General features: G+C 58.2%; 10 protein-coding genes. 7 read left to right on the top strand and 3 right to left on the bottom strand.

All coding sequences use genetic code 11. The annotated features are described in order from the left end of the window. Nucleotides 1-1,510 precede the first annotated feature (1,510 nt). The 3 genes from AAGS40_RS29860 (at nt 1,511) to AAGS40_RS29850 (ending at nt 3,313) form a co-directional block, all read left to right on the top strand. Complete coding sequence (locus AAGS40_RS29860) at nt 1,511-1,807, top strand: hypothetical protein (protein WP_345817815.1); 297 nt, start codon at nt 1,511-1,513, stop codon at nt 1,805-1,807. A gap of 144 nt (nt 1,808-1,951) precedes the next feature. Continuing rightward, entirely contained in the window at nt 1,952-2,296 is a 345-nt protein-coding gene (locus AAGS40_RS29855; protein ID WP_345817814.1) for a hypothetical protein, read from the top strand. A gap of 831 nt (nt 2,297-3,127) precedes the next feature. Then, the gene (locus AAGS40_RS29850) at nt 3,128-3,313 is read left to right on the top strand and encodes a hypothetical protein (RefSeq protein WP_345817813.1); all 186 of its coding nucleotides are present in this window, start codon (nt 3,128-3,130) and stop codon (nt 3,311-3,313) included. A gap of 1,917 nt (nt 3,314-5,230) precedes the next feature. Here AAGS40_RS29850 and AAGS40_RS29845 read toward each other — a convergent pair. Then, a complete protein-coding gene (locus AAGS40_RS29845) occupies nt 5,231-5,509 on the bottom strand; it encodes an HU family DNA-binding protein (protein WP_345817837.1) in 279 nt (92 codons plus the stop codon). Between the two features lie 905 nt (nt 5,510-6,414). Beyond that, nucleotides 6,415-7,488 (bottom strand): Glu/Leu/Phe/Val dehydrogenase dimerization domain-containing protein, encoded by a 1,074-nt coding sequence (locus AAGS40_RS29840; protein WP_345817812.1) that lies wholly within the window; start codon nt 7,486-7,488, stop codon nt 6,415-6,417. A 2,974-nt stretch (nt 7,489-10,462) separates the two neighbouring features. Here AAGS40_RS29840 and AAGS40_RS29835 point away from each other — a divergent pair. Next, complete coding sequence (locus tag AAGS40_RS29835) at nt 10,463-10,828, top strand: hypothetical protein (RefSeq protein WP_345817811.1); 366 nt, start codon at nt 10,463-10,465, stop codon at nt 10,826-10,828. Nucleotides 10,829-11,052: 224 nt separating this feature from the next. Here AAGS40_RS29835 and AAGS40_RS29830 read toward each other — a convergent pair whose 3' ends face one another. Further along, on the bottom strand, nt 11,053-11,502 hold the full coding sequence (locus AAGS40_RS29830; protein WP_345817810.1) for a hypothetical protein: 450 nt from the start codon (nt 11,500-11,502) through the stop codon (nt 11,053-11,055). Nucleotides 11,503-14,414: 2,912 nt separating this feature from the next. On the opposite strand from AAGS40_RS29830, the gene AAGS40_RS29825 reads away from it, so the two are divergent. The 3 genes from AAGS40_RS29825 to AAGS40_RS29815 are packed head-to-tail and all read left to right on the top strand — an operon-like array spanning nt 14,415 to nt 18,025. Next, the gene (locus AAGS40_RS29825; RefSeq protein WP_345817836.1) at nt 14,415-14,882 is read left to right on the top strand and encodes a spore coat U domain-containing protein; all 468 of its coding nucleotides are present in this window, start codon (nt 14,415-14,417) and stop codon (nt 14,880-14,882) included. Between the two features lie 40 nt (nt 14,883-14,922). Next, nucleotides 14,923-15,633, top strand: coding sequence for a molecular chaperone (locus AAGS40_RS29820; RefSeq protein ID WP_345817835.1), 711 nt, complete (start codon nt 14,923-14,925; stop codon nt 15,631-15,633). Beyond that, a complete protein-coding gene (locus AAGS40_RS29815; RefSeq protein ID WP_345817809.1) occupies nt 15,617-18,025 on the top strand; it encodes a fimbria/pilus outer membrane usher protein in 2,409 nt (802 codons plus the stop codon). The genes AAGS40_RS29820 and AAGS40_RS29815 overlap by 17 nt, the downstream gene beginning before the upstream one ends. The last annotated feature ends 1 nt before the right edge of the window (nt 18,026 follow it).

Here is an 18,026-nt window from a genome sequence, read left to right as displayed (position 1 = left end):
GCCGGTCCAGAGCATTCCCGAGCCGCCTGCGGCAATATTTTCACAAGCCGCCCGGACGCGTCGCGGGCGTGAGGCATTCTCACCAGCGCGTTGCGGCGCTGAGTAAGACCTTGTCCGGGAAGCACCTGCGGTGCAATCCGCGGCTTGGCTGCGCCCGGCGCGTCGAAGTGGCCTCCCCCATTTGCCCGGTACACATGCTGCGTCTGCACTGTTGCTACGCTTCCCGGCACCATGCACTGCCGGCGTCGCCTGCCTGCTGAGTCGCATGGATGCGACTACTCATCCTCATGGGGTCTTGAGTGGCCGACGCGAATCACGACATGACGGCATGCGACGGTCACAGATCACGTCTGGTTCAATGTCGCGAATCTCCGACCGCCCCTGCAACAACCATGGTCGAGACAGCGTGAAGCATAGAAGGGGCTCGCGTACGGGTATGGAGCTGCTCCGTTACCCCGATAACGACCGCGGCATCCGTCATGTCAATGCAGGCCGAGATTGCTATTGAGCATCGAGCGCCGATCTCGCGGTCTGCGTCATCGTGCAGCATTGGACGGTTTGGAACAGATTTCATGACAACTCCACGATTCATCCGGCCCCTTCCAGAATTCGGGCCCTGTGCAGACAGTCCAGGACGGTCTTGGCAATGACGAGGTTTTTATCACCGCAAGTTTGCCTGACAGCGTTGCCCACCGACGATCTGCGGTGTCCCGACTCCCTGCACGCCTGAACGGATGTTGCGACCTGCAGCAACCAGCCCATCGAACTGGTGTGACCTCTCGACCAGCATAAGCCTCCAGCTGGCAAACCTCGCCCTGGACACTGCCACGTGCCGTACAGGGCAACCGGAGAGGCCTCCAGCGCCTCCTTGCCGGCTTCTGGAGAACAACCGGCCAGACGATGCCGTTACCCGTCTACCCTCCTCAAGCGTTACAGACATCCGGCCCGCCGCAGTTGCGGGCCATCGATGCATCGTCGCGAGCCCGCAGCCTCGTACCCGGCGGCCGGCGTGATAGCGACGGGGGTCGCTGCAGACAGCCGGCGTCCAGCAGGCAACCTTGCCGGCAGCGCCTCGAACGGCGTCGGCCGGGTTGAGGACCGTCGCTCCGCCAAAGCAACGTTTCCTGTGAGAAACCCCGCTTCGAGGCTCGTTGAGCGAGACGGAAACTACCACTTCAGAGGCTTGATGAGCGGTCCGGCCGCCCGACGTGCAGGCCCGAAAGGCGCTCGTGCACTCGTGGTCAGGCAGCCGATCAGTAACTGCGAATCGTTCCGGCCGCTCGCCTTGCGAGCGATATCACAACGGCCGGGAGCACCCGGCTCTCTCTCGCCACATCAGCTTAGAGACCGCGGGATAGCGCCGACTTGCGAGCTGGCGAGACGTTTAATCAAAGCCAGGCATGGGTCGCATGACCCCGCGAGCTTAAAAAAGGGTCAATCACGCACGCTAACGGCAATCCTCGTCGCAGCAGCGTATTTTGAAGACATTGCAGTATAAGGAACTTGCACCATGGGCTACCGTTATTACAGTTTCCGCGGCTTCGAAATCGCTCTTCACATCTCCCTGGTCGAAGAACGGGACATCGACGCAATGGTGCCGGCCGCGCCCCGCTATCGTTGCCATATCTGTATCCGTCCAAACGGTTCACAGCTTCGCCTCGATGTGATGACATTCGACTACAACGGAAGTGAGCCGTTCACAGACGAATTCGAGGCCGCCCTGTACGGCTGTTACGCGGCGGAGCGCCGGATCAACGAGCACTGCCATCGCAACACCGCGCAGCGCGAGTGGGAACCTGCCACCTGAATTTCCGCCAGGCGTTGAGTCTGAGGTTCCGCGCCTCAAGGCATGCTCACGCGGCGAAACGCCATCAGCCTCTGGCGGGCCAATTTGCAGCGGCTGCCGGCCTGTGATGCTGATTCCCCTGCCTCAACTTGAGGGAGAAAAATCATGGTTGAGCGATTTTTCTGTTACCGAGGGTTTGGAATATATCTGCAACCGCGTTGCGCCTCAGGTATGCGCATTGATGGGGGACGCGGTAGCACGCCCCTTCGTTGTGACGTGCGAATACAGAAGCCGGACCACCTTGCCTTTCTCGGCTCCTTCACGCTTGGCGATTCAGGCGGACGACCTTTTTCAAACGAATTCGATGCGATAGTCAAGAGCTGTTATACCGTCGAGCGCTACATCGACCAGTACATCGGCCTGTCTGAGCGGGACCGCCCGCTCACCCATGCCATACTGGCCGAGGGCAACGAACGAGAACAGCTGGAGTCGGGCATGCGTTCCGGTTAGCCGGACAATCCCCCAGGGATAAGTGCTGCCGGGCGCTTGCCTGTAAGCCTTGGTTTGCAGTCAGGACCGCCACTGCCAGCTAGCCACTGCCAGCTAGCCACTGCCAGCTAGCTACTGCCATGCAACAGGCAGCAGAGTCTGCAACGCTGCGTGGCTAACTGGCGGCGCCGGGAAAGCACGCACGCTCGACCCTGCCAGCGGGCCGACTGTCTCGGTGACCGGCATGCTGATTTGTTGAGCGCTTTGACGATATCAAGGCTAACTCGCTCCCGCCTCCTGAAAGCGGGCGACGCGATCGCCTAACGCTGCACGTTATTGCGATAGGCAGCGTCTGCACATACGTTTCATCAGACGACATCCGGAGTGAACCATATCTTCTTCCCGCTGCGTCCCTAGCAGGCGATTGACGTGCACACCATGCTGCGCTCCGGTGCGACTTGATCCGACAGCTTCCGACCGCAGAGCCGCGCCTGCGAACCCTTGCTGCTGAACGCGGCAGGAACAAAGCCGATGGCCAGGTCAACGCCAGCGACCAAGGCCAGCCAGGAATGCTCACAACTGCTCACGGCAAGCATGTCTTCCAACTTCTAATCTTGAATGACGGATCCGACGCAACGCGAAATTGCATCTGACTTCGTACCTGATGTGCCTCGATGCTCTCGGTTTGCGCGTGTCACTCCTGAAGGACACGCGCATCTTTTTCGCTTGATGAAGAAAGCTGTTCTCGGTTCGCTTGGAAGTCTGCATACCGCTGAACGCCAGTATGGCGCAATCACCGCAGACTGACCCTACAAAAATAATTCTATCGACCATAACTCTGGAGGAGGCGCAATGGACGATCTTGACTGGTATCTGCAACGCATTTCCGACGAAGTAAGACTTTTTGAGCAGGAACAGCAACTGGCAGGCAGGCTTGCAGCAGAGGAACTATTGCGCAAGGCCGAAGAACGCGCACGAAGACAGGAGGAAATGCAGCGGCGCGCCCATCGGCTTGTTGATCGGATCTTCAGGGTGTAACCGTATCTCCGACGCGTGCGTCCTGTTGACGATCGGCTAACCATTCTCTCCCGGACAACACGTCGCTCGCCATGCTGATGTCCAGGCAGCGGATTTCAGTGACCCACCGCGAAGGCGTTCAGACCCGGCTGATCACGCGATGTATCACGCCTCTCCTGAAGCTGCACATACGGCAGCCGCGAGTATTTCCATATGCGTGCCGTTGAGGCTGCAGGGATCTGAGCGATATGCCCGAACTGAAGCAGGAGTGGTAGGGCGACCACCGCCGAATTCAGGCAGCAAAGAGGTATGATCGGTCAAACAGGGCTACAGATCTGACCCGCAAATACGAAAGTGTCTGCCCTCCTCTTGCTAGCGAAAATTCGTTCGTTTTACTGAACGGGGAGGAGCCTTTTCCGGCATGAAAGGCGCCACGCGCCGGACTCAGTCACCGCGCGAAGAAACGGCACATGGATCGCGATATTCCCATTTTCAGTGTGCTATCTGCGTTGGACACCTTGCCGAGACACAACATCGTCTGGTCACGATGGCGAACGAGCGCTCTTACACTATTTTTTGGGACCTGCTAACATTTGCGTCCCGGCAAAAACGCCGGTCTTGAACGCCTGGCTGATGCCATCCGCACCACTCATGCGCTTTACAGTATCCGGCAAAACCGGAGAGACTAATAATCATGCATAACGACATGGAGACGTTGCGCCATCTGGCCGAATGTTGCGACTGTGCGCGACCCGTGGCAAACAATGCCACCTACTGTTATAGCTGCCAGTCCAGAGATCCGCTAAGTCACCAACGCAACCTGCACCGCCGTGTTCGAGCTACGATGCGTTTCCTCGCTGGCTCAGCGCTGGTCATTCTTTCACTACTTTTCTTTGCGTGGGTTTTTGCCTGGCTACCAGTGATATTGCCCACTGAACTCGTTCCAGATTTCCTTCGGAACTGAAACGCGCCCTGTCGATACTTCCGCCTGAAGAGACTGATGCCATACTGCTCCGACTGCAAACGACCGGTGAGCCTGACTGCGGATTTCTGTTACGCATGTCTGTCAGTCGACCCTCATGGGCACCACCGCAAAGTCATGTTCACCTTTCTGGCAATCGCAGTAATCGCATTCGCGATACTGGCGGCCACATTACTGGCGTGCATTCCCGAGGCAATTCTGGTATGGCTACCCTCGCTCGGGCCTGACTGACCCGTTTGCGCTATCCGGCATTCACACCTGGGCCCCGTAACATCTGGAACAGGTGTAGCCATCATGATGGCTGCATCACGAATGACACAACGATGCAGGCTAACATCGCGCGCACGACCACCTTCCGAAACAAATCCCAGGCATTGCAAATGAAAGATAGACGATAAAGCCACAGGGTTGTTATCGTTCCTCTCACCTGACATCCGAGAATCAGGTTATGTCTACTCCTCCTTCTATGCGCAAAACGCTCTCTCAAGCAGCAGCCATTCAACTTGCCCAGTAAAGTCAGCGGGGCTCTGTTGACGCGCCCACATCAATAGTGCGCCTCACTTGCCCAGGTCCACCTCGCGTGCCGTATTATTCCGTTTCGACGGGTGCCTCGTCCTGAACTTTGCTTTATGTATAACAAGGGACCACAGGGCGCATCCATGCATTCAACCGCTTATACCGCCATTGATGATCACCTGGGGAACATGGTTCTTATCCCTGCCCGACGGTCCATGCTTTCAACGAGTGGTTCGGGACAGCGCAATGCCAGGAACGCGGCCCCGAACCTCGATCTGGTCCGAGGCCGGCGATGTGAATGGCTGTTCTGATTCCCTTCAGTCCATAAGACGTACAGACTTCGAAATCGCTTATGTCAGCCCACATCGGGCAACTGGTGCCGCCTGACGCATCGGTTGCGGCGTCAATGTTCGTGTAATGAAGGCGCGGCCGCCAAAGAACTAGCGTGCGTTGACCGCATCCTTGAATCGTTTTGCGGGCTTGAACCTGACGGTCTTTGAGGCAGCGATCGTCATCGCTTCACCCGTTGACGGATTCCGACCTACCCTTTCGGAGCGCGTACCGGTCGAAAACAGACCGAAGCCAGTCAGCTGGACAGTATCGCCGCGGACCATCGCCGCCATTACGATCTGAAGGATGGCGTCGACCACCTCGCCCGTTGCAGTTGCGTTGTTACCTGTCATGGTCGCCACGACACCGATAAGTTCCTGCTTGTTCATATCACAATCCATAACACGCCCGCGTCTTGCAGGCAGGACGCTCACCCTAACGGATGCACGCGTGACAATCAACCGCCGCAGGCCAAAAAAGATCTGCATCAGGAATAAGGCAGCGAACTCGCGATGATCGATTGAAGAAAAAGGCGATCGCGCTGCGATGACCGGCTGCACGTACCGAGGGGTGTCGCGATCCGGCGTATCCACGAGCACCCGATCAAGCGATCCGTCTACATGCGGATGGACCGCACCGGCGACCCGTATTCGACTACCAGTCATGACCAGTCATGAGTTACTGGACAGGTCCCGCGAGCGCTTCCAGACCGTGGCCCTTGATTGGGCAAGACAAAGGTCAGGGAAGGGTACAAAGAATCTTTGTACGCCCGGCTGCAACGGCACGGGTGGAATATGACGCGGCCCGGATATCCTCTGCGTAGCCGACCTACGCGTTGCCGCATCACATCCAGACTCATTCTGGCATCTACTGCGGGACCGTCTGTTAGGACTTGTGACAATAGAAGCGCATCCTTACCGGCCTGATCTGTCCGGCCACGCTGAGCGCGCGCCAGCGTCGCTCGCGCGCTAGCAGCCTTTGCAAAGGGGCCGTCCATGACGGCCGTTCAGTCGGTTTGCGTCGTGCAACCGGGACGAAGCCTGAAGGGCAATCACAGACTGCGTCGCAGAAGCGTCGCTCGCAGAGGAGGCAGAGGACAGTTCAGTAACCTGGAGTCGGATTTTCAACGACAGCGCTACACGGGCGATGAAAGAGCGCTACTGGGGCATGGTGCGCCAGATATTGCAGCACGCACCTCACACCAGCACCAGCGCAAACATGTTCGGGCGCACAGATACGGAGAATGAGACTTCCCCGGAACGGAAACAGTGAAGATCCGCTTCTGCGCCGCCGCTCAGCCTGCAATCATCTTTTCACGCGCCCACGCAACTGCGGCACGTGCTGGCGCCATCCCCGTCGTTTGTACACGCTCAATCAGCTGATGTACCCGCTGCCCGATTTCAGCGATCTCGGCAAGCACCGCCTGCTCCTGTGCCGAGCCAAGGTATTCACGCGCGCAACTGATGATGCCGCCAGCGTTCACGAGAAAATCAGGCGCATAGAAAATGCCGCGGCGATGAAGGACATCACCTTCGGCCAACGACATCAGCTGGTTGTTTGCGCCGCCCGCAATCACACGGAACCTGCAATCCGACGCTACAGACCCGGTGATGGCACCTCCCAGCGCGCACGGCGCGAAGACATCGGCCTTCGCCATCACGATTTCCGACGCGTCGACGATCTGAGCGCCGAACAGCTGCTGCGCTTCGGCTGTCCTGGCGCTGTCAATGTCAGCCACAACAAGCTTTGCGCCCGCCGCATGAAGGCGCTTGCACAGCTCCCATCCGACAGAACCAAGCCCCTGAACGGCCACAGTAACGTTCTCGAGCGTCGATGCGCCCAGTACGCAATGTACTGATTCACGCAAACCCATGAACACCCCGTACGCGGTATAGGGAGACGGATTGCCGCCGTACACGTCGCCGCCACGCGGGATCCCGCTGACGTAACTGGTCTCAGCCTGAACCGCGCGCATATCAGCCGCCGTCGTACCGACGTCTTCGGCCGTAATGTAGGCGCCACCCAGCGACTCAACCATACGCCCGAACGCATTGAACAGCTCCATGCGATCATGAATCTTCGTATTCCGGATGATCACGGCCTTGCCACCGCCGAAAGGAAGATCTGCGAGTGCATTCTTGAAGGCCATGCCCTGCGACAGTCGCAATGCGTCGTTCAGCGCTTCGTGCTGGGTTGCGTAATGCCAGTTACGACAGCCACCAAACGCGGGACCGCGAGTGGTGCTATAGATCGCAATAATTGCCTGCAGGCCGCTCGCAGCATCCGAGGCCATAAGGATACGTTCATGGGGAGGTTCACCATGAAGACCGAGCAGGTTATCATTGGCGGCAACGTTGAGTCGGTCCATCGTCCTTCCTTTTGAGTGGATATATCTTCGATCGCGAGGTGGATTACCTGCAATCGGACGCCTGCCGGCTGGATCGCAACCGCAGACTTGCACCGCTAGACGCAGGATGCGCCAAGCGCTGGATTCTAACCAATATAAATCGTGCAGCGCCCCCGATTTCTCTCTCACAATAAAAATTCATATGTCTTGCGAAAACACGGCTCGCGGCGACAAGTCATCCTGATGTGCCGGTCGTCGCATCGTAAGCTGCTGCCGGGCCAGCAATAGTGGACCCTCATACCAGTGACCGGCAAGTCGGGAAAGCACTGGTGATCCGGATCCGTCGTGGGTCGCGCTTCACCACGCAGCGCGGCGGTACTTTTACGATAACTTCTCCGACGGGGAGATGCTGCTTGCAAAGGCTGTCACCCATTCTCGCGCTCGCTCACCGCGGCCGCCCTCAGCCGCCGCGAATTCCATGCACCCTGCCCTCTATGACCGTCGCCCTTCAGGATGCTGGTGGGCCCTTCGCCCTCGCCCGCGGTCCACAAATCCCGTACAGGCTTTGGCGCCGCGCGCGTAGAAACCGGAACGATAACGTGCCGGCGGCCGGAATCACCAGGCATCAGCAAATCAGATTGGCAGTGAATCAAGGCATGAGCATTGGCGGTCATGGCACGTTGATGGAGCCACGGTGGCCCAGCCCTCAGGCATGCCAGGTAAAGGATGATGGCCGTCGATAGTTGATCGTTGACCTGCAACCGACTTGATCGGATCGGCATCCCCCTCTGCCACCTTTTCCGCACCGGGGCTATCTCTGACAGACGCTCCTGCGCCCCGCCTTTCTGGGGATTGCCAGCGTGGCGACTTCCCCCTTTCCCCGGCGCAGCGACCGGAAGGTGCAACGATCAGTGCAGGGGCCCGACACCGGTCCTCATGCTGACGGCTTGCGGGAGGATGCAGGGGCGCAGTCATACAAACGGGACAACTGCGCGATGAAGCGCTCAGCAGCCGGATCAACGCAATGAAGCGCGGGGTGCGTCGCCAGAAGCTTCGTAGGTGCTCCTGTCAATGTGGCAAGCGTTTCACAGAGGTGTCTGCGGACTGCGTTAATTTCCGCCAGCGTCCCATCGCAGACGCACTCCTCGCTGAACGAATCTGCGCATCGCAACGCGAGTTCTGCGATAGTGCCGCACAGTGCACCTGCACGAAGAACTGACGGTGTCTGCGCACGCTTTCTCTTGCGCGTCACATCCCCAACGGGCAACGTGTCCAGAGAGGACTGCGAACCAGAGCCGGAACTGCTCGAGAGGGACTGCATCATTGCGCTGAAGGCCGAGCCAGGGCACTTTCGCTGCTTTTTGATCGGATCGGAGTCTGCCATGGCTTCCTCGAAAGAAAATCAAGGAGTTGTTCGCGCTTATTATACGGGCCGGATCTGACCGGGCGGCATCACCCGACAGCCGCGTTTTCAGCAACTAACGTTGTCGCAGATGACGTGATACGCTGTCGTGCGGTCCCGACGAAGCGGACGTTTAGCCTTTTGATCAGCCCCACCGCTGAGCCATTCGCTTTGAGTCAAAGTTCACGGAGAAGGATAGCGGGCAGCCTCGCCGCATTGCAACCGGGAAGCGCGCAAGACTGCGTGTCTATCTCAGGCGACACAGTTGCCATCAACCTGCTCGGTGTCGCTCCGTGACGATAGGGTTCCCGCAACCAAGGTGCGGAGCATCTCATGTGATGTCAGAGGCAGAATGCCACTGATTAGGGGTGTACCCACGTCAGTCTCGATCTACGATGGCGCCTGGTCCGCGAGTCATCACAGCGTTGTATCCGCGCACCCTGCGACTGACGAAGACACCTTCGCTCACCCGTGCTGTTGTATCGGCCAGTTCTGTGCCGCGAGATTTACGTCCGACCCCAGGGGAACCGTCAGGCGCTATGTCTTTCCACGACGGGAGGGCGTTGCTCAATCTCGGCATGAACTGTTCCGTGCGGTTTTAGTCCCCATAACTCCACCTTCTGGCGATCGCGTATTTTGAAGGCGAATCTGTTGCCGATCCGACGTAAGACCGGCCCGATTGACGGCCCTACCGCATCCGGCTATAACCGTGACCGGTCAGGAGTGTTGTCGGGCGTTCGCGGCACGTGCGGGCTTCCTATCTGCATGATTGCGAACAGGAACCATCTTCCACCATTAAGACGCCACGCTGACCCGATGGCACGACAAGCATTGCGCGCGGACACGGGCGCTTCTGGAGTCTTTCACGAAATCCTGGATCAGTATCACTGGAAGCCCCCTGCTCACCCGCCGTGGTCGAGCCTGAACATACCGGGAATGGCTCCGGCCACCCCTTGCTCCAGAAACAAGGCGACACCTGAAGGCGCCCGATTTACGCCAGGGCGTGCCAAGGCTGGAACAGTACCAGGGATGGCTAGTCTGACGCCAAAGGCAGCCTGTCAGACATGAAAAAAGGCCCACCTGTCAGGGCGGGCCAGTTCATATCGGAGGGAGATATGAATGAGACGGTCGGGACTCTACCGGACGGTTAATCTGCGGATATGAAGAACGATGATTGCGGCCGAGCGCTGTATCACGCTATGCCGGCACCTCCATCGGGCGCGCGGACAACGTACATAAGGCTGGACATGGCGCCGCTATGCTGCCCGCCCGACCGCCGCAGTGCATCCTTCCCGTGATAAGCGGCTTTGGCGAGAGCACAGTGCCCGCTGCCTTTTAAGAACAACTGCCGGCAGCAAACGGGTAATCACGTCGAAGTGTGCCTTAGGCGGAAATGGATCGCCCACTAATAGAATCTGCGTAGACCTGACCATCTTCTCCTTTCAGCTCGCTCGGTGACATTGGCTTTGCTACCCGGAATAATTTTTCCTAACAATCTCTTCGCGAGGAAGGAGCAGATTGCTCAAAGGCCCATCGTTACAGAAGGGTCCCAGGAACAGATGCGAATGCGAGCTCTTCGCGCGGGAGGATGCCATGACAACTTCGCAAAAGCGGGAACAGCAACGAACCGACCTGGAGTGGGTAGTCAAGTGGCTTGATACGCATCAGCCAGCAACGCTGATGCAGATCGTTGCGGACAGCCATCTGAGCATGGCTGATGCGGCGAACGCGCTTGAATACGGACTTCGGCATCGACTTGTCGAATATGACGTCCCGCCCGACCCTGTCTGTTTCGACGTGTTCCGATACCGGCTTGGTAATCGGCCAGTCGCGCCCGCACGGGCCTGTGTTGCTGAAGAACGCACTAACCATCCCTTTGAGGCATTACTCGTGGCCTGGGGGATTGCGCTCGAACCTCCAGTCATCTCCAGCACATTGTCTTACCGCATGACCGGCTAACTCCTGCATTCATGAGATCTGGGGGTTTGCGGGGACGTCATGTCGGGCACATGTCCTCTGGAACGCTCCAAACCCCGACGCCATGCTTTCGTGCCGGGATGTGGGGCAGACCAACCATGGTCTTGCGTCACCCCATGCGGTAAAAGAGCACCGGACGTCGCACTGTCCGGTGCTTAACGCAACTTCACTTCGAGAGTTTGCGCGCCGTGTCCGGGAAAGATTTGTCAATCGCAGCAATCCAGTTTGACACGCAATTTATGACCATCTATGAGTTCCTGACGAGCAATGACATTCAAGCCGCCATCGGCAACACTTTGCTCCCCGTCAAAGACCGGCCGCATGACAGGACCAGGTGCAGGATCACAAAACGAATACCGCTCCAGTGCCGCCCTCGCGATAGTCAATGCCCGGCGCCCTTCCTGGGCGTTTCTTGCTCGTGAAACCGGTTTATAAATGCTGTCCTGAGGCACCGCGCAGATCGCGATACGTCGCGTCGTTGTGTTGGCCCGCAACGGGAACGACTGAGAGCGAACGGATGGACGCTCCAGCACCACACCTGGGTTGAGAAGCTGACGCGTCGCGCCGAACGGCCTGTCGTCAGCAAAGAAATGGTCATAGGCAATTTCGTCCGAAGCTATACAATAAACTGTGATCATCACACCTGTGATGATCACAGGTCGTTTCGTAAGTCGTTTCACAAGCGCCGGCTCACTGGCGCTTCTTTTTTTCCGATGACAACTGTTCTCGCTCACCCCGCTTGATAACGTATCGATAGTTCGTTCGCCTTGCATCGGGTTCAAAGAACACAGACTCGCAGCACGTGGTCTATAGAGACCGGTTCCCAGTCAATCTGGTTATGCCGCCTTTCAGGCAATGTTTATCGGGATTGCTGATGGTCCAGTTCTGGCGGCCTGGCAACGCAGGCTTTTCATGACAAGCTGTCATAAATCATCACCCGAACCTGGTGCGAGAAAATCACGCTTGACCCAGTCCGTATCAGTGAGAAGCCTATGCGTGTGCTTAAGGAAGTGAAGTATCCGGCGCAAGCTAACGCTGCTGTCCGGAGATGCGGACGGCAGACAGAGATACGCATACGGGTCTGCATTCCGGGATGCGTTTCCCATATGATGCTGTTCGCAGCCCTGATATGCACTGGGCTACCGGCTTTTGCCCAGGTTGCAGCAACAAGACCGTGCGATGACCAGGCGTTGAGCCTTGCGAAATTGAGGCGCGCGGATACCAGGGCTTCCGCACAGCCACAGCCAGACGGCCGGGCCTCAAGCTTTTTCGACCGATTCTTTCCTGATTCACCCGATCGCAATGCGATGAGCAAAGGACTTCTCAGTCCCCTGGTCTCGCCAACGTCCTCGCACTCAGGCGATGACTTCCCCGATGCCGATTGCCGTAACGACGCCCGCCCATCAACGGTAAATACCTCACCAGAATGACCAGTCGCACGGCGGTCACTCCTCCCGCCCCGGTTCATCCTGGATGAGCACTCATCCTGACGGATATTCAGCCAGGCGCGGCGTCGCCCCACGAAAAATCATACCGGCAACGCGTCGCGTCAGAGAACTTCATCGCCGGAATGCAAACATGCCGCCATCGCATTTCAGGCGTCGGCCGGCCTGTGGCAAGATCTTGGCGACGAAGCCGAAAGAAGCCCCGCAGTCGGCACCTCGGGGCACTCAATCTGGCAGCGCCCGACGGATCGCTGGCGTGTGTGGACTATGCGTTGTTGCTCGAACCGGAGCCGACGACCCCGGCCAATCGGAAAAACCACTTGAAAATCTGGCGCCTGCGTTTTCTTCGGGCAGCCTCGATGCATAACTCCTCCGCTTTCTTTCTAGCGTTCGCTATGGCTTGGCGTGCCATCTCGCGGCTCAGCCTCACATTTCTAAGGTGGTCGATGTAAGCGTGTTGTGACTCGTCATGCATGGAAATAGCTGGACAAACTGTTTTACAGGATCGATTCGACCCGCATCACCGCTCGGGCGCTTGCGGATCGGTGGCATCATCACGGAAGATTTAACCGTTCGCACTTCTGACGACGTAACGCGGCCAGATGAGTGTCGCCATGTGCGTATTGACAGGTCTTCGCACCGTCACAGGGTCAAGTCGATGGATTGACGTGCGTGACTGCAAAGAGCACGAAGCAGAAGATTAACAAGGCGGGGTGGTGAGGTGCGAACGGGTCTGATCTGCCGCGTTACATCCCGAGAAGAACTGCTGGTGGCCAATGACCCCGGGCGGAATGAAACTTTTCCCATCATGTGTCAGCTCAGACAGCAAGAGCTCTACAAGCCGGACATCCGCACCGAGCAGGAGTGCCAGTCTGGAGCTCGCCAGAGTGCCGTAAGTCTCGAGCAGCGACATGATTTCATCGCACAACACCGACTGGTCACGCACGTACTTCCGGGCAGACACTCTCGCGTCGCAGATACGGCCGTCGTCTTCGGGGAAAAGAAACATTCTCATGATTCTGGAGCAAGATGTGCTGCGTACGCAGGTCAGCCTGGCCGGATGTCTGACGGTATAGGCCGACAGGCGAGCGTGCGCCGCCCACAGCCGATGCGCAGGGTTAAGCCTGTCTGAACACTCCGATCCGGCACATCTTCGTCACAATTTTCCCAGAGGTCGTCAGCTGCCTATCGCAGATTCACTGGAGCGGGCGAAGCGAACCAGATTCCTTGCCGCAGGCGGGAAATGCCTTGGGTTCATCAGCTACTTGCACACAGCGTTCAGTGTTTGCCGGGGTCGTGCATTAGGGCCGTCTCAGACCATCGCCGGGCCGTCTGCCGGGCTACTCCTGCAGCCTTGCAGCGAATAAACAAAAAAATCCCGCCCGGACCAGAGGCGGGACCAAGAGGGCACAGCATCAGGAGGAGCCTGATGTCTGCCCAGGACCATGCACCCGAGGAAGTGCATGACCACATTCTGCATCCACTCGTGCTACCGACGGCTCTTCAGATATGAGCATCGATGATTTCACATAAGTGAACGGCAACCGTGGATGAGTTCTCCACACGTTATCTACTGACAGTAGCCCGCCACCTTCAGCAGATGCCACTCGATTCCCACCTGCCAGACCATACGTCACCAGCCCTGACTCATCGATATCGGGATACAACCCGCCGCTTTCCCCAACCGAAACTCTCAGGCATGCGCATCACGGAAGCACCGTGTCGGCCTGAGGGCATTGGCCGGACACTCCACCTGCTCACTTCAGCATCACCGCCAACGCTCATACATGATCACAACTCGGACGCAAGATTGATCGCAGCATACATCTGAGGCAAATGACGAGCGTTACGACTTTTGTCAGGATGGTGAGTCGAGCCCGCCTGGAGAAGTCATACCGATGGCGAGCACCGTAATGATGTAGCTGGCAAGAATGCTTCATGAACCTGAATGACGGGGATGCAGGCTACATGCCGGCGCTCGGGATGATAACGACAGACCGTATGCCGCCCCGCCTCACAGGACGGTTATGCACTGCCAGAAGATTCGGTTTTACACGAGGGGACCCAAGATGAAAAAGCTGTTGCTCACACCTGTTGTTGCCGCTGTTTTTGCTTTCGGCCCGATGTTGCAGGCTGGCGCCGCTACTTATACCAACGGTACAGCTACTGCGACTTTCAATGTTTCGCTTACCATCCAGGCCAATTGCGGTATTTCAGCGAATCCTCTGAATTTCGGAACGAACGGAGTACTGTCCAGCGCCTTGAACCAGCAGACGACTGTCTCTGTGACCTGCACCAATACCACGCCTTACAACGTGGGTCTTGATGCTGGCACCGTCGCCAGCTCAACCGTGACGAGCCGTTTGATGGCCGGAACTGCGACAGGAAATACCGGTACGACAGTTGGATTCCAGCTCTATCAGGACTCGGGACACACAACCGTTTGGGGCAATACACAAGGCACGAATACTGTAGGCGGTGTCGGTACGGGTTCGGCCCAGTCTCTTACAGTTTATGGTCAAGTGCCCGTCCAGGCCACGCCAAAGCCTGACAAGTACCAGACGACTGTGACCGCGACAGTCTATTTCTGAAAAGCCCGTCCGCATGAACAGGACGCGGCATGGTCTCAGGGTGGCCGCGCTATGCGCGGCCACCCTGCTTCCCCTGACGGCATGGCCAGCCTCTTTGCAGATCTCCCCTGTGAGTGTCGAACTCCAGTCAGGCGAGAAAGCGACCGGCGTCACCTTGCGTAACCCGGACGAACAGCCCATGTACGGACAGGTCCGCGTCTTTCGCTGGGATCAGGAAAATGGCGAAGATGTCCTTGCACCGTCACAGGAATTGATCGCAAGTCCTCCCCTCGTTGAGATGGCGCCCCATGGCGAGCAACTGGTGCGACTCGTGCGGGCCAATGCGGTGCCCTCGTCCACTGAGCAGAGCTATCGTCTGCTGATCGACGAACTGCCACAACCCGAAGAAGGCTCGTCAAGCGGCGTGAAAATCCGCCTACGCTACTCCGTCCCCGTGTTCGTCGAGCCTGCCGGCGTCGCGGGCGTACCGGACCTCACATGGCATTTATGGAAGACCTCAAGCGGATGGACCATGCGCGTGCAGAACACCGGCACGCGCCGTGCACAGATTGCAGCGGTTGACGTGGTCGATCGGGCAGGCACACCTCATCACGTGAATCGCGGCCTGCTTGGGTACGCACTTGCCGGTCGCGCAGGCGAGTGGTCCATTACGCTTCCGGGCGGCACAGATCTCACTGGCTCCGTCAGGATCAAGGCAAATGTGAATTCGCTTCCCATGGAGACGGTTGTGGTAGTTGGACCGCCTGGTTAGCTGTTTGCATTTCGAGACATTGCCCGCAGGGCATCTTCGTGGCGGAATATATGCGTGGCGTGCGCAAACGCGGCTGTTTCGCGCGCTCACCCTGAGCGCCGGCATCATGCTGTTCTACGGTGCACGAGCGCAGTCCCTGCCTTTAACGGCCGGCATGGATCCAGATGGAATCCATAACCTGATTCTTGAAGTGAATGTGAACGGCCAGCCTACAGGCTTGCTTGGGCACTTTCGCGACGTCGATGGCCGGCTCTGGGTTGATGCCCGCGAACTGGCTTCGATCGGCGTTAATACGCAACGCCTGGGCATCCCGGATACTGCGGAAGTGTCGCTGGACGTGATACCGGATCTGCACTATGCCTACGACGCAGGCAGACAGGTGCTCACCCTGGACATTCCCGATAGTGTCCGCAAGCCTTACACATTCGACAATCGTTCCCTGCAAGCCACAATGCCCGCCAGTGCATCCCGTGGATTCGTCCTGAATTATGATGCCTTTGCCCAGACCACTGGTGCACAACAATTTGCGCTTTATAACGACTCCCGGTACTTCGATCCATCGGGCGTATTGAACAATACTGGTATCGCCTACCTTTCCGCGCGCGGCCAGCGTTACATGCGCTATGACACCTCCTGGGGCCACTCGAACCCTGCCGGACCGAGCACGATCCAGTTCGGTGACACCATATCCTCAGCGCTTGCGTGGACCCGCGCGATTCGTCTGGGCGGCCTCCAGTGGAAGAGTGACTTCGCACTGCGACCTGACCTCGTAACCTTCCCCGTTCCAGCGCTAACGGGGTCTGCAGTTGTGCCTTCCGCTGTTGAGCTGTATGTGAACAACGTGCACCAGTTCACTGGTACTGTGCCCAGTGGTCCATTTGTCCTGAACACCGTACCTGGCATAACGGGGGCCGGGCAAGCGTCTCTGGTTACTCACGACGCCTTAGGCCGTCTGGTGACGACGTCTGTGCCACTCTATGTTGATACCCGGCTACTCGCACCCGGGCTGTCGAGCTATTCGGTCGAAGCCGGATTTCTGCGTCGAAATTACGGATCCGCATCCTTTGACTACGACCCGCGCCCTGCCTTCAGCGGCTCGCTACGGCGCGGGCTAACGGACAGTCTGACTGTAGAGGGACATGCGGAAGCAACTTCAGGCGTTGTGAACGCGGGTGCGGGTGCACTGCTACGTTTGGGTATGTCGGGCGTATTGAACGGTTCACTTTCGGCGAGTTCCGGGCATCTGCCTGGCACCCAGCTGGGCGTTGGATATCAGCTGATCGAGCCAGCCTTTTCGATCAATGCGCAAACGATCCGAAGCTTTGGCAGCTATGGCGATCTTGCCTCACGGGACGGCGCACCCGTTGCTGCGGCGACAGATCAGATTACCATCGCCCTGCCATTCCGGCGCCAGCAAACGCTCGCCGTGAACTATATCGGTTACCGGCTCCAGCAGGGCCCTGCCTCGAAAATCGGCTCGCTTTCCTATACCTTCAATTTCGGTACGTCGGTGTCGCTTAACCTGAGCACATATCGTGACTTTGGACAGCACAATGCAAGCGGAGCGTTTGTATCGATCAATTTCGGCATGGACCACCATACCTCGGTCAACACGACTGCTGGCCGGCAGGACGGACTGCCAGATTACAACGTCGATGTAATTCGCGCGCCGGACTACGACGGCGGCTGGGGTTGGGGCGTGCAGATGGGCAATACCGGCACGGCACCCTACCAGCAGGCCCAGCTCGAGTATCTGGGCAGCATTGGCGAAATAACCACAGCGGCGCAGAACGTCGGCAGACGCCGTAGCGCCTCTCTTGATGCAAGTGGGGCGCTCGTGCTCATGGATGGCAGCGTGCAGGGATCACGCCACGTCTATGACGGCTTCGCGATGGTGTCGACCGACGGATTCGCTGGCATCCCGGTACTGCACGATAATCGACTGATCGGCACAACCGACCGCTCCGGCCACCTTCTCGTGCCGGACCTGAATGCATACGAAAGCAACCAGATCAGCATTGACAGCATGGGACTGCCTGCAGATGCGCGTGTTGGTCTGACTTCATTGCAGATCGTGCCCCAGGCACAATCCGGTGTACTGGCACATTTTGAGGTGGCGCGCTACAGAGCGGCCTCGGTCATTCTGCAAACGCCTGACGGGCGGCCGCTGCCGCCAGGCGCGCGCGTGCATCACGTGGAAAGCGGAAAAGACACGATCGTCGGCTACGATGGCATGACGTTTATCGAAGAGCTGAGGAACCAGAATCATCTCGTAGTACAGAACGGCTCGCTAAACTGCACGGCGGTCTTTGACTATCGGCATCCCGTCGACGCCTCCTTGCCGACGATCGGCCCCCTGCCTTGCGGCAGTGCTCAGGGAGGAGTCCGGTGAT

It is taken from the genome of Paraburkholderia sp. PREW-6R (assembly GCF_039621805.1).
Lineage (GTDB): Bacteria > Pseudomonadota > Gammaproteobacteria > Burkholderiales > Burkholderiaceae > Paraburkholderia.
Note: the sequence above shows the minus strand (reverse complement) of the source record. Positions and strands in the feature narration are given on the sequence as shown.